Origin of the sequence: Affinundibacterium macrobrachii (assembly GCF_014652415.1) — a bacterium.
GTDB lineage: Bacteria > Pseudomonadota > Gammaproteobacteria > Burkholderiales > Burkholderiaceae_D > Undibacterium > Undibacterium macrobrachii.
This window is the reverse complement of record NZ_BMYT01000001.1, coordinates 604287-616692: the sequence shown is the minus strand read 5'-3', so window position 1 is coordinate 616692 and position 12406 is coordinate 604287. Positions and strand designations below refer to the sequence as shown.

Genomic DNA, 12406 nt, shown 5'->3' with positions numbered 1-12406 from the left:
CGACCAAGAACTTTTCAATCTTGCATCATGAATTACTTAGCCCACATTTTCTTAGCACGGCATAGCCATGATGCGATGCTGGGTGCCTTGTTGGGCGATTTTGTCAAAATGAACGGGGCTGCAGATTATCCCAATCACATTGCACAAGAAATTATTTTGCATAGAAAGATTGATACTTATACCGATCAGCATCCACTGACCCAACAAGCAAAAGAATTATTTTCACCGCTTCGCAGACGTTATGCCGGTATCGCCTTAGATATTTTTTATGATCATGTATTGGCGAAACATTGGCAACATTATGCCGATGTCGATTTGGATCAATTCACTAAAGATTTTTATCGTGCTCTACCGACGCGACAATCTTTTTTTACCGAGCATTTAGCGTATGCGGTACCGCGTATGGTTCAGCAAGATTGGCTCGGTTCGTATGTCGATTTTGATGGCGTGGCCTTAGCGATTGAACGTGTTTCAACACGCTTGTCGCGCAATGGTCATCTGTTGCGTGAGGCGGTTCTTGATTTGGAACAGAATTATGTGGAGTTGAGTGAAGGCTTCTTTGAGTTTTTTCCGCAGTTGCAATCTTTCGTGTTAGCGCAGCGTGAGATGTTAATTCTCGATTGATCATGAAGCGAGGGGCCAAGCTCGATTGAGCGCCCTAAAACAATGAAGTCGAATTTCGGCTAAACTGATGACCGATCAATCCCCTCACTTTATATAGCAATGACATTTGTTGCTGGCACAAGCAACATGTTGTCTACTAATTCAATTAACTAGTAATTGATAAGAAATTCATTATGAGCACTATTGTCAGCCCGCATCGCCATCCTGATTTAACTACCGTCTTAATTGCGACAGGTTTTGTATTGACGCTATCGATGGGCGTTCGTCATGGCTTTGGCTTTTGGTTGCAACCAATTTCAGCAGAACATCACTGGACGCGTGAAACCTTTTCGATGGCGATTGCGATTCAGAATTTAATGTGGGGCGTGTTTGGACCATTTGCTGGAATGGCGGCCGATAAATTAGGGACTGCGAAAGTGATTGTGTTGGGTGCGATCTTATTTGCACTTGGTTTAATTTGGATGGCCTTGGTGATTCATCCAATGGCCTTTATTATCGGATCTGGTTTGTTAGTTGGTGCCGCCTTGGCTTGCACCACTTTCGGTGCTGTCAGCGGTTTGATTGGGCGCACAGCGCCTGAGTCCAAGCGTTCTTGGGCGTTTGGTATGTCATCTGCGGCTAGCTCGTTTGGCCAATTTTTTATGATGCCAGTGGATCAGCAATTGATTCAGCGTGCAGGTTGGCAGAATGCGTTTTATGTATTGGCGGCCTTGATGTTAATAGTCATGTTACCGATGGCATGGAAATTACGCGAGCCAGCACGTGAGATCGATACAGGCCCTCAGCAAAGTACGATGGAAGCGGTGCGCGAAGCCTTCACGCACAAACCATTTTTACTCTTGTTAGCGGGTTATTTTGTCTGCGGATTTCAGTTGGTGTTTATCGGTGTGAATATGCCAGCGTATTTGAAAGATAAAGGCATCGTCGATCCTAGCGTGGCTGTTATCGCTCTATCTTTAATCGGCCTATTCAATATTGTTGGTTCTTATGGCGCTGGAAAGTTGGGTGGTTTGTTTCCTAAGCGTTATCTGTTATCCAGTATCTATCTCACTCGCAGCATTGTCATCGCTTTGTTTGTTTTAGCGCCTTTGAGTACCTATAGCGTGTATGTATTTTCTGCCGCTATGGGGCTATTGTGGTTGTCCACCGTGCCATTGACTAATGGTGTTATCGCAGGCATTTTTGGCTTGAAATATTTGTCTATGCTATCTGGATTTGTTTTCTTCTCGCATCAACTCGGAAGTTTTATTGGCGCTTGGTTGGGTGGCTATATGTACACCAAAAATGGAAATTATGATGCGGTCTGGTTGATTGTGATTGGACTCGGGATTTTTGCGACTTTGATTAATCTTCCGATTGATGAAAGCGCAATAGAACGTGATACGAAACTTCCGCTTGCTGCGTAATATTGAAGATGAAACCAATCGCTAAATTTCGCCGTGCTTTGATTGCGATGCTACTTGCAGCGATTGTTTTGCTGATTTTGTATGCGTATTTGCAGCCGGATTTTATTCTTGATTTAGCCAATCGCTATGTGTTTTGTTAGCTTCTTCTTAGTTGCGTTTAATTGCGTTTAGTTGTGTTTGGTTGGAGTCAGTTAGTTTGATGTCATGCAGCATTAGACTCGTGATTTTGTAATGTAATAGATTGTGTAGTAATAAATTGTTCTTTTTTATGCAATCTGCTATCTTTTTGCTTCCCTCAACAAATAAAGATAGTGGCAAGGTCGAAAACCGACTTCGCTTATCAAGACAAATTATGAAGCTAACTTTACCTCCTTCGCTGTCGTCGCCCTTGGCTCGCAGCATATTTGCTTGGTTTATTCTTCGCGTTTTATTGTCCGCCTTGATCGCCGCGCATGGCTGGGCACGTTTGATTGCTGGAGGAGTTCCTCCCTTTGGAGAGTTTTTGATTGCGCAAGGATTCCCTGCTGGGTTTTATTTTGCGGCCTTGGTGACAGCGATAGAAATTGCGGGCTCGATTCTTCTTTTATTGGGGCGCGTAGTGGCGCCAGTGTGCGCGATTCTAGCGTTTATTTATGCGATGGGGATAGCACTAGTCCATGCTCAAGAAGGCTGGTTTGTGGTCGGCCTTGGACGAAATGGTTCAGAGTACAGCGTGCTTCTCATTGTTTGCTTGCTATTGACGGGTTTGCAGCACGTTCGGTCAAAAGAGGAAGATTAATTTGTCCTGACTTGATTCGATCTAGAACTGAAAGCAGCGTTACCGTGCATGGAATTGCGCGGTGTATGATTTGATTTTAAGGATCTTTTTGCGCGAGTTGCGGGTATTGAACGCACAAAAATAAATTGATGCCTAGTGTTGTGTGGGAGCGTAAATGAAATATTGGCTAATGAAATCAGAACCGAGTGAAGTGAGTATTGACGACGCTTTACGTCACGGTGCTGCACCTTGGTTTGGCGTGCGCAACTATCAAGCACGCAATTTTATGCGTGATCAAATGCAAATTGGTGATGGTGTTTTGTTCTACCACTCTAGCTGCGATGAACCTGGCATTGCAGGTATTGCAGAGGTCGCCAGTACAGCTTATCCAGATGCGACGCAGTTTGATTCTAAAAGCTACTACTTTGATCCGAAATCGACAGTGGAAAATCCACGTTGGATCTTGGTCGATGTGAAAGCAATTCGTAAGACTCGTTTATTAGGCCTTGCAGAAATGCGTTCCGATCCTGACTTGGCGAGTATGGTGGTATTGCAGAAGGGGAGTCGCCTGTCGATTACCCCCGTTACTGCAACGGAATGGAAAGCGGTTTTAAAACTTTTAGATAAGTCTAAATAGGAAATCAAAAAAGATCTAGGTAATTCATCGACAAAAAAAATTGCTCGGTAATTTTGGAATTGGTAATATTTGTTTTAAGATAAGATTACAAAGTAGTCGATTTTATTTGTACGTGCGCTATTCACACATCCATCGCATACACCGCTTGGCGCAGAATCTATATGCGCTAATCTGGACAATTGATCATTTTCAAGTGCCACAAATTCTTCTCCCTTCCAAAAAAAGTAGATGAGTCCGAGATGTTCTCGCGATTCTTGAACAGCACGCATTGAGTCCCGCGGTAAATACAAATTGAACTTGGTTGGAATATCAAAGCCTGCCGCAAACCGTTTATATGCAAAACGATTGCAAACAGATTCTCATTGACATAATTTAGTTAGTGCTTGAAAGCTGTTTAAAAACGATTATTTTGCCAAGACGTGTAACGATTGCTACTGGATATATGTAGAGAGAAATTGAAAGTTTAATATCAGAAAGTGAGAAGACTGCTGACGATCAATTAACTACTTTAAAAGCTGAATTCGCCTGCCCATTGCGTGTTTTAGCTGAGGTGACGTCTGGCGCGAGGGCGAGGATTTGATCCGTAGTTAACATTTCTTGATAAGGCAAAAAATAAAGCAGCCTATCATAGAGCTTGAATCGATATTGGAATAATAGCTATGTTAGTCAGGTTTATATGCGAGCACAGGCTTGGTGACAAGTCTGTAAAAATTGTCAATGCATCTAAATCCTTTTACAATGTTTTTATTTTTAGATAAAGACGCTGAGCAGTGTCCATTTGGGCGCTGCGTTTTAGTTTTTGTATGAGCATTTATTAAAGGTTGACAACATGATCATTGGTATCGATTTAGGGACGACAAATAGTCTGGTGGCGATATGGCGTGATGGCAAGTCGCAACTCATTCCGAATAGTCTTGGCGATACTTTGACGCCATCATGTGTCAGTGTTGATGATGACGGTAGTATTTTGGTTGGTCGGGCGGCGAAAGAGCGTCTGCAAACTCATCCGGAATTGACAGCCGCAGTTTTTAAACGCTACATGGGTAGTGATAAAAAAATTAAATTGGGCAAGCGCGAGTTCCGTGCTGAAGAGTTATCTTCCTTTGTGCTCAAAAGTCTGAAAGCAGATGCAGAAGCCTTTCTTGGTGAAACTGTCACCGAGGCGGTAATCACGGTACCAGCGTATTTTTCCGATGCACAACGTAAGGCAACCCGTACCGCTGGCCAGTTAGCGGGTCTAAAGGTGGACCGATTGGTGAATGAGCCGACCGCTGCCGCCTTGGCTTATGGTATGCATGAATTCAAAGATGAATGCCGTTTCCTTGTATTTGATCTGGGCGGAGGTACTTTTGACGTTTCGATTCTAGAAATGTTCGATGGTGTGATGGAGGTCAGGGCATCGGCAGGCGACAATTATTTAGGTGGTGAAGACATCACTAAAATGATGGTGGATGCCTTTATGGAAAAACATGGGTTCACTTCTAAAGTACGTAACGATCCGCGCTTTATGCAACAGCTTTTCGCCGCTGCAGAAAAGGCTAAACGTGAGTTGTCAGGCGAGACCAGCGCCAAGATGGAAGTGCAAGCCAAAGAGCAAACTTTGGACTTAGTATTTGACGAAGAATCGTTAGCTAAACTCGCTGCGCCATTAATGAAACGTTTGCGCGAGCCAGTCGAGCGCGCTTTGCGTGACACCAATTTGCGCAGCAATCAACTTGATACCATAGTACTTGCCGGTGGTGCTACTCGGATGCCTATCGTCAAACGCCTAGTTACATTGATGTTTGGACGCTTTCCTGCTAGTGAGATTAATCCCGATGAAGTCGTCGCCATGGGGGCCGCAGTACAGGCTGGTTTGAAGATGAAAGATTCTGCTCTCGAAGAAGTGGTGATGACGGACGTCGCACCATACTCGTTGGGCGTAGAGGTGGCGATGCGCTTGGCGAACAATAAGAATGTGAGTGGTCATTTTTCGCCGATCATCGAGCGAAACAGCACAGTTCCGATTAGTCGTGTCGCACAGTATTATCCAATTGAAGATAATCAAAAAATCTTGCAGCTCGATATCTATCAGGGCGAATCACGTCTGGTGAAGGACAATATTTTATTGGGATCTTTGGAATTGAGTTTAGAACCTTTGCCACGTGATCAAAATGGCGTTGATGTGCGCTTTACATATGACGTCAATGGCTTATTGGAAGTGCAGGCGACCATGTTGCGCACGCAAAAAGTGCACAAGACCGTGATCCAAGGTAATCCCGGCTTATTGAGTGAAGATGATATTGCTAAGCGCCTCATCGAATTAGAAAAGCTGAAAATGCATCCGCGTGAAGCGCTCGAAGTACGTACCTTGTTGGCTCGGGCAGATCGGGTTTATCAACTGTTGAAAGGCGATACACGAGAATGGCTTAATCATCAGATTGCTGAATTTGAACGCGTGATTGAAACTCAGGATCAAAAATTGATTATGCCAGCGCAAAAACAGTTTGCAGAAGTGCTCGATCAAATGGAGCAAGACGTCGTCTTGCATCCTGGTTTTTCTGAATAGCGGGTGAAAGTATTATGTTTGATATTCCCGCTTTTTTTATCGACCAACAAGTCGATCAAGACGCCGATGAACGCACCATCAAGCGCGCTTATGCCAAGGCACTCAAATTAATCGACCAAGACAATGATTTAGCTGGTTTCCAAGAATTACGTGAAAGTTATGAGCGTGCCTTAGCTTGGGCGCGTAGTAAGGAATGGCGCGAACAAATTATCGCTGAGCAGTGCACCGACGACGCTCAGTTTCAAGATGCGACAACTAGTGATACTGCTGTATTACAGAACTCGTTGGATGCGTCCGCGCCTGCTTGTGCAGAAATGCCTGATGTGCCCGTGGTGTCCCCGGTAGAAGATGTCGCACCTGAATCTGCTGGTCAAGCGACAGTCGCCACCGAAGATCCGGTCGCGATTGAGGACAGCGACTCATTAGAACCTATCGTCTACGCGATCGATGTGGCACGCGCGATTTTTGCTGAGTTTTTACAGACATTAGCTGAAAAGTCCAAAGAACAAGGACAGACTGAAATAGTCCTGCGAGCCTATATGGATGACGATCGTCTGATCAATGTGGAAATCCGAGATTTATTCGAATGGCTGATCGCTGAACGATTAGCGCAAGGCTGGCAAGTCGGTAACGGCGATTTATTTGGGGCGTCCGTGATGTGTTTTGGATGGAACCAAGATCGCAACCGATTATTGCGCTTCCAAGAATTTGGCTTTTACCTCGACCGCGCTGTTGACGAAATGAGTGCCTTTAATTTGCAAGAGGAGGCGCGTATTAATCGGCAATTAAATCTGATTCGTCTAGCACGCAATGACGCACCGCCAACTAAACAGTTCTTACGGGAAAACATCTACTTTATCAACGATATGATTGCTAGTTACCCAACTTGGTTAGCGATGGTGACCAAGTTTGAGAATTTGGAAACTTGGCATAGGCGGGCTGAGGAGTATAAGTTTTTTCAACCGCCGAAGCTAAACTTGGATGGCGTCAAGAGCCGATTTGCATGGATTGCGGACAATCTGAGAGTGATCATCATCTTTATTTTTTTACTTCCTACCGTTGTGCGCTTTTTTTCTGATCATTCAAATAGGCCCGCCAGCGTGGAACTAAGCACACCCGAAATTGCTTCAATGTCCGCACCATCTCATGAATTGTATCTTCAGGGGGAGCGTTTCTTGAATGGTACATTTGGACTTGAAAAAAATGAGGATGCGGCATTAGAGTATTTTAAAGCAGCATCAGAAAAAGGATACATAAAAGGGGATATTGGCTTAGCGCAAATTTTTAGAAATGAGAAATCAAAGTATTACGACTTACAATCTGCTCACCAGCTTTTGCTGGGAGCCGCAGAAGCTGGCATGCCCGAAGCGTGGTTTGAAGTTGCACTTAATTTTGAGGCTGGTATCGGTGTCGACAAAGATCCGGAGAAGGCGACTTATTGGTACACACGTGCTGCTAACTTTGGAAACGCTGCTGCCATGAATAATCTTGCGGCTAAGTATATGGAGGGCAGTGGTGTTAACTTGGACGTCAAAAAAGCAGTATCCCTCTATGAGGCGGCCGCAAAAAAAGGCGAAACGATGGCGCAGAGAAATCTTGGTAAGATTTATCTTGAGGGTAGCTCAGGAGTCAAGGCGGATCACAAATTGGGTGTGCATTGGATCAGGCAGAGTGCCGAAGGAGAAAATTCATCGGGACAGAAAATTTATGCCGAATTGTTTGAATTTGGCAAATATGGAATCGAAAAGAATTTGGAAGTGGCAGAATCTTGGTACACAAAAGCAAAGCAGAACGGAAACCCTTACGTAGATGAGGCACTGTCACGTATATGTGAAAAACTCAAACGTTCTAACTGCACAAAAATTTAGAAAGAAGGCACTTCTTCAAGCCAATGCAGGCGTTGCAGAGGTCGCCAGTACAGCTTATCCTGATGCGACGCAGTTTGATTCTTACAGCCACTACTTTGATCCGAAATTGACAGTGGAAAATCCACGTTGGATCTTGGTCGATGTGAAAGCAATTCGTAAGACCCGTTTATTAAGTCTTGCAGAAATGCGCTCCAATCCTGACTTGGCGAGTATGGTGGTATTGCAGAAGGGGAGTCGTTTGTCGATTACTCCCGTTACTGCAACAGAGTGGAAAGCAGTTTTAAAACTTTTAGATAAACCTAAATAAAAAACTAAATAAGAAACCAGATACGCAATCCAAATAAGCGCTGAATTAAGACGTTAAGCAAAAAAAGTCAAACGCGACTTTGATCTTGAAATTGCTGCCTCAGATTATTTTTTTGTACCTTACCCATCGTATTTCTAGGCAATTCATCGATAAAGAAAACTTGTTTAGGTACTTTAAAATTGGCAATTTGCGATTTAAGGCGAGCGATCAGGGTTGATGCTTCCAACTGTGCATGCGCTTTTAATACGACCACAGCACTCACCGCTTCGCCAAAGTCTGTATGTGCTAATCCGATCACGGCCGATTCAAGAACTTCTGGCATATCGTCAATCAGGCTTTCGATTTCTTTCGGATAAACGTTGTAGCCACCAGAGATAATCAAGTCTTTGCTGCGACCAACAATACTTAGATAAGCATCCTGATCGAACTTACCGACGTCACCAGTGCGAAAGTAACCATCGTCCGTGAACTCTTCTGCCGTTTTTTCTGGCATACGCCAATAGCCTTGAAATACATTAGGGCCTTTGACCTCGATATCGCCGATTACCTCAGCGGCACTGGCCTCACCAACTTTTGCATCCGCCGTTCGAATCCTTATGTTCACCCCAGGAAGTGCTAGACCGACGGTGCCGCCTTTGCGTACACCGTCATAAGGGTTTGAACTAAGCATGGTGGTTTCGCTCATACCGTAACGCTCAAGTATGGTATGCCCAGTGCGCTGTTGGAACTGGGTAAAAGTTTCAGTCAACAACGGTGCTGAGCCAGAAATGAATAAACGCATATTGCGACACAATGATTGATTCAAGCGCATATCTTGTAACAACCTGACATAATAGGTCGGTACGCCCATCATCACAGTTGTTTGCGGCAGATAATGTAAGACTTGATCAGCATCGAATTTCGGCAGAAAAATCATTTTGCTGCCATTTAATAGCGCTCCATGCGAGGCGACAAACAAACCATGAACATGAAATAGAGGCAGGGCGTGCAGTAGCACATCGCCCTCGCGCCATTTCCAGACTTCTTTTAAGACAAGTGCATTCGAGGATAAATTTTGGTGCGTTAGCATCGCACCTTTACTCCGTCCTGTCGTACCTGATGTATATAAAATTGCTGCGAGATCAGTAGGCGCACTTTGTACGGTAGTGAATTGATCGGACATGCGAGTAGCTCGATCTAATAAACTACCCCGATTATTGCCTTGCGATGGTGCGTCTAAAGTAAATACGTGTTTGCTGCCGGCTTGAAACGCCAGCTGCGAAACCCAGCCAAAATTTTGTGGAGAACAAACCACAACTTCAGGTTCAGCATCTTGAATGAAATAGCTGATTTCGGCGTGTTGATAAGCAGTATTCAAAGGTAAAAATACATAACCGGCACGCAAAGTTGCTAGATAGAGAATTAAGGCTTCTGGTGATTTTTCTACTTGCACTGCGATTCTGGCACCAGCGCTTAGATTTAAGCTGTACAACAAGTTCGCCAATTTGGCGCTAGCGCGATCAATATCTAACCAACTGTAATAGCGACCATCATGCGTTTCAATGCAACAGCGTGATAAATCTTTGGGAAAGTGGTTTGCAAATAAAGCGTAGAGATTCGCGTTCATATCAATTAGCTTGTGATCATTTACCAGTAAACACTGGAACCTTTTTGGCTAAGAAACCTAATACACCTTCTTGGTAATCTTCGGTTTGTAAAAAAGAGAAGGCTTCTAGTTGTTCTTCGTCACTGAGCCGCTCAGGCACAAAGCTAAGTCGACGAATAAATTTTTTGTTTAATCGTGCCGCCAATGGTGCACCTAGTGCGATTCTCTCAGCAGTCTCGCGTGCCTCGGTTGGAACATCATCTGATAGTCGTTGTACCAAACCTTTTTGCTTGGCCTCGATCGCGTTGAGTATGCGACCTTCGAGTAAGATTTCAGAAGCGACAGCTTTGCCAACTAGACCCAGTAAGCTTTGCAATTCTTTGGGCGCTAGTGGAAAACCTAATCGATTGATCGGAATGCCGAAGCGCGCGCCTGGTGATGCGATGCGGATATCACATGAAATCGCGATCTCTAAACCACCACCCACGCACACACCTTCAATTGCAGCAATTACCGGATGTTGGCATTCACTGATGGCTTTTAGCGACGCTGCAATCACTTGATTGTGATAACGCATACCATCGGCAAGTGTGTTGCGCACCGTGGCGAATTCTTGCACGTCCGCACCCGCAGCGAAATTGCCACCCGCACCGCGAATAATGATGCAGCGTAGATCCTGATTTTGATTCAATGCGGTGAAATGTGTTGTGAGTGCATTCCACATCGCCATGTTGAGTGCATTGAGTCGATCAGGATTAGAGATTGTAATGAAGGCGAGATTACCTTCTATATCGCATCGAATATTATCCATCTTCTAGTTTCGCTTTTTGGTGTGCATGAGAGTGCTTGAAAGTGCGTGAGATTGCTTGAAAGTGCGTGAGATTGCTGCTTGGATTTATTTTTTGGTCTTTTTACTTTTTGAACTGGCTGCTTTGTTGGTCTCGACTGACACAGAAGAGGATTGTACTGGAGTGAATTTGCCAGTATAAGCTAACCACAGTAACAGTGCGCCCACTAAAATCATCGGCAGGGAGAGCATCTGTCCAGCTGAGATCGTGATACCAAGCAAATTGACTTCATAGTCAGGTGTGCGGAAGTATTCGGTAAAGAAGCGAGCGCAGCCATATAACATCACAAACACGGCACCAACCGCGAGTGCAGGGCGGGCTTTTCGAGCGAACAGCCAAACAATGATGAACAGTAGAATCCCATCAACCAGCATTTGATACAGAGGTGATGGGTGGACTGGATAGGCGACACCTGGCCAATTCATTGCCCAAGGAAGATCTGTTGATGCCATCCGACCTGGTAATTCATGATTGATGAAATTACCAAAGCGACCAGCAGCGTAGCCTAATGGAACGAGCGGGGCGATGAAATCGTACACATAAGCCAGGGGCATTTTCGCTTGTCTTGCCCATAATGACATCGCAATTAAAACACCTAAGAAGCCACCGTGAAATGACATACCACCTTTCCACACCATAAAAATTTCGAGTGGATTTTGTAGGAAATACATAGGCTGATAAAAAATAACTTCACCCATGCGTCCACCAACAATCACGCCAAGTACACCGTAAAACAGCATGTCGTCGATATGCTCTTTGGTCCAACCTCGCGTTGCCACATGTGGCATGCGTAGACGTAGACGTCCTAGCACGATGAATTGCGCGAATGCCACCAAATACATGATGCCGTACCAGTGGATTTTGAAAAAGCCGAGATCGAGCGCGATAGGATTAAAATTTGGATGATCCAACATGAGTTTATTTTTCTAAAAGGTCTAAGAAGGCTTGAATAACGGGGGAATTGCTATCACGGCGCCATGCGATACCAAGTTCAACACTATCTTGCATCGATTGAGACAATTCCAAGCGTTGATAATGTACTCCGGCACGCTGTAAATTGGCGACCGATTCAGGTACTAAGGCCATCCCCATATTGGCGGAAACCAGCGCAATAATTGTTTGCATTTGGATCGCTTCTTGTGCAATCACTGGGGTTAGACCAGCCTCGCGAAAACACCCCAAAATAGTGTCGTGTAAAGCAGGCGCAATTTTGCGCGGAAACAAGATTAAAGGCAAATCTTTGTAGCTCGATAATTTGGATGGAAATGGCCGTTTCTCTGCACCATCTGGTAAAGCGAGAATCAGATTTTCACGTCGAAGTTGGCGATAGTGCAGGACATCTTGCAATCGTTCAGGTATTGGTGGGATTAGCAGCCCAACGTCAATTTCGCCGTTTTCCAATAATGCGAGTTGACGATCAGTGGTTGCTTCACTGAGCACAATCTTGACTTGTTCAAAATGCTGGCGAAACTGTCTAAGTGTCGGCGGCAAGATGCTGTAGTCTGCAATCGAAATAAAGGCGAGCTTGAGTTCACCAATCGAGCCAGCTGCCGCATGTTGTGCAATCGCGGGCAATAATTCGGCTTGTGCAAGCAGTCGTTTGGCTTCCGGCAACAATACTGCTCCGGCTGCGCTTAATTGAATTTGCCGCGTCGTACGATGAAATAAAGCAGCGCCCAGTTCAGCTTCCAGCCCTTGTATCGCTTGCGATAGCGGCGGCTGTGTCATGTGCAGTTTTTGCGCTGCTCGGCCAAAATGAAGTTCTTCTGCCACTGCGACAAAATATCTCAGTTGGCGCAGTTCGATGTGCATACGATGTGAAGTTG

12 protein-coding genes are annotated in these 12406 nt (G+C 44.9%); 8 read left to right on the top strand and 4 right to left on the bottom strand.

Annotation, left to right across the window (positions count from 1 at the left end; genetic code table 11):
- Positions 1-27 precede the first annotated feature (27 nt).
- The 8 genes from IE103_RS02900 to IE103_RS02870 all read left to right on the top strand — a co-directional run bounded on the left by IE103_RS02900 (position 28) and on the right by IE103_RS02870 (position 8147).
- The gene (locus tag IE103_RS02900) at positions 28-624 is read left to right on the top strand and encodes an acyl carrier protein phosphodiesterase (RefSeq protein WP_189344488.1); all 597 of its coding nucleotides are present in this window, start codon (positions 28-30) and stop codon (positions 622-624) included.
- A 173-nt stretch (positions 625-797) separates the two neighbouring features.
- Positions 798-2030 (top strand): MFS transporter, encoded by a 1233-nt coding sequence (locus tag IE103_RS02895; RefSeq protein ID WP_189344487.1) that lies wholly within the window; start codon positions 798-800, stop codon positions 2028-2030.
- Positions 2031-2038: 8 nt separating this feature from the next.
- Positions 2039-2170, top strand: coding sequence for a hypothetical protein (locus IE103_RS18520; RefSeq protein WP_268248937.1), 132 nt, complete (start codon positions 2039-2041; stop codon positions 2168-2170).
- Between the two features lie 212 nt (positions 2171-2382).
- Positions 2383-2808, top strand: a complete 426-nt coding sequence (locus tag IE103_RS02890) for a DoxX family protein (protein ID WP_229827025.1) — start codon at positions 2383-2385, stop codon at positions 2806-2808.
- Positions 2809-2962: 154 nt separating this feature from the next.
- Entirely contained in the window at positions 2963-3424 is a 462-nt protein-coding gene (locus IE103_RS02885; protein ID WP_189344486.1) for an EVE domain-containing protein, read from the top strand.
- An 829-nt stretch (positions 3425-4253) separates the two neighbouring features.
- Positions 4254-5972, top strand: a complete 1719-nt coding sequence (locus IE103_RS02880; RefSeq protein ID WP_189344485.1) for a molecular chaperone HscC — start codon at positions 4254-4256, stop codon at positions 5970-5972.
- A gap of 14 nt (positions 5973-5986) precedes the next feature.
- The gene (locus IE103_RS02875; protein ID WP_189344484.1) at positions 5987-7840 is read left to right on the top strand and encodes a tetratricopeptide repeat protein; all 1854 of its coding nucleotides are present in this window, start codon (positions 5987-5989) and stop codon (positions 7838-7840) included.
- Positions 7803-8147: an EVE domain-containing protein gene (locus tag IE103_RS02870; RefSeq protein WP_308426960.1), complete on the top strand. Its 345-nt coding sequence runs from the start codon at positions 7803-7805 to the stop codon at positions 8145-8147. Before IE103_RS02875 ends, IE103_RS02870 begins: the two co-directional genes overlap by 38 nt.
- Before the next feature lie 67 nt (positions 8148-8214).
- Here IE103_RS02870 and IE103_RS02865 read toward each other — a convergent pair whose 3' ends face one another.
- The 4 genes from IE103_RS02865 to IE103_RS02850 all read right to left on the bottom strand — a co-directional run bounded on the left by IE103_RS02865 (position 8215) and on the right by IE103_RS02850 (position 12392).
- On the bottom strand, positions 8215-9753 hold the full coding sequence (locus tag IE103_RS02865) for a malonate--CoA ligase (RefSeq protein WP_189344482.1): 1539 nt from the start codon (positions 9751-9753) through the stop codon (positions 8215-8217).
- Between the two features lie 16 nt (positions 9754-9769).
- A complete protein-coding gene (locus tag IE103_RS02860; RefSeq protein ID WP_189344481.1) occupies positions 9770-10543 on the bottom strand; it encodes an enoyl-CoA hydratase/isomerase family protein in 774 nt (257 codons plus the stop codon).
- An 84-nt stretch (positions 10544-10627) separates the two neighbouring features.
- Positions 10628-11494, bottom strand: a complete 867-nt coding sequence (gene lgt, locus IE103_RS02855) for a prolipoprotein diacylglyceryl transferase (RefSeq protein ID WP_189344480.1) — start codon at positions 11492-11494, stop codon at positions 10628-10630.
- 4 nt (positions 11495-11498) lie between these two features.
- A complete protein-coding gene (locus IE103_RS02850) occupies positions 11499-12392 on the bottom strand; it encodes a LysR family transcriptional regulator (RefSeq protein WP_189344479.1) in 894 nt (297 codons plus the stop codon).
- Positions 12393-12406 lie beyond the last annotated feature (14 nt).

Bases quoted from the DNA above. Each gene is read 5' to 3' on its own strand.
- IE103_RS02860 (WP_189344481.1), bottom strand. From the start codon at position 10,543: ATGGATAATATTCGATGCGATATAGAAGGTAATCTCGCCTTCATTACA.
- IE103_RS02865 (WP_189344482.1), bottom strand. From the start codon at position 9,753: ATGAACGCGAATCTCTACGCTTTATTTGCAAACCACTTTCCCAAAGAT.
- IE103_RS02895 (WP_189344487.1), top strand. From the start codon at position 798: ATGAGCACTATTGTCAGCCCGCATCGCCATCCTGATTTAACTACCGTC.
- IE103_RS02900 (WP_189344488.1), top strand. From the start codon at position 28: ATGAATTACTTAGCCCACATTTTCTTAGCACGGCATAGCCATGATGCG.
- IE103_RS02875 (WP_189344484.1), top strand. From the start codon at position 5,987: ATGTTTGATATTCCCGCTTTTTTTATCGACCAACAAGTCGATCAAGAC.
- IE103_RS02850 (WP_189344479.1), bottom strand. From the start codon at position 12,392: ATGCACATCGAACTGCGCCAACTGAGATATTTTGTCGCAGTGGCAGAA.
- IE103_RS02885 (WP_189344486.1), top strand. From the start codon at position 2,963: ATGAAATATTGGCTAATGAAATCAGAACCGAGTGAAGTGAGTATTGAC.
- lgt (WP_189344480.1), bottom strand. From the start codon at position 11,494: ATGTTGGATCATCCAAATTTTAATCCTATCGCGCTCGATCTCGGCTTT.
- IE103_RS18520 (WP_268248937.1), top strand. From the start codon at position 2,039: ATGAAACCAATCGCTAAATTTCGCCGTGCTTTGATTGCGATGCTACTT.
- IE103_RS02890 (WP_229827025.1), top strand. From the start codon at position 2,383: ATGAAGCTAACTTTACCTCCTTCGCTGTCGTCGCCCTTGGCTCGCAGC.
- IE103_RS02880 (WP_189344485.1), top strand. From the start codon at position 4,254: ATGATCATTGGTATCGATTTAGGGACGACAAATAGTCTGGTGGCGATA.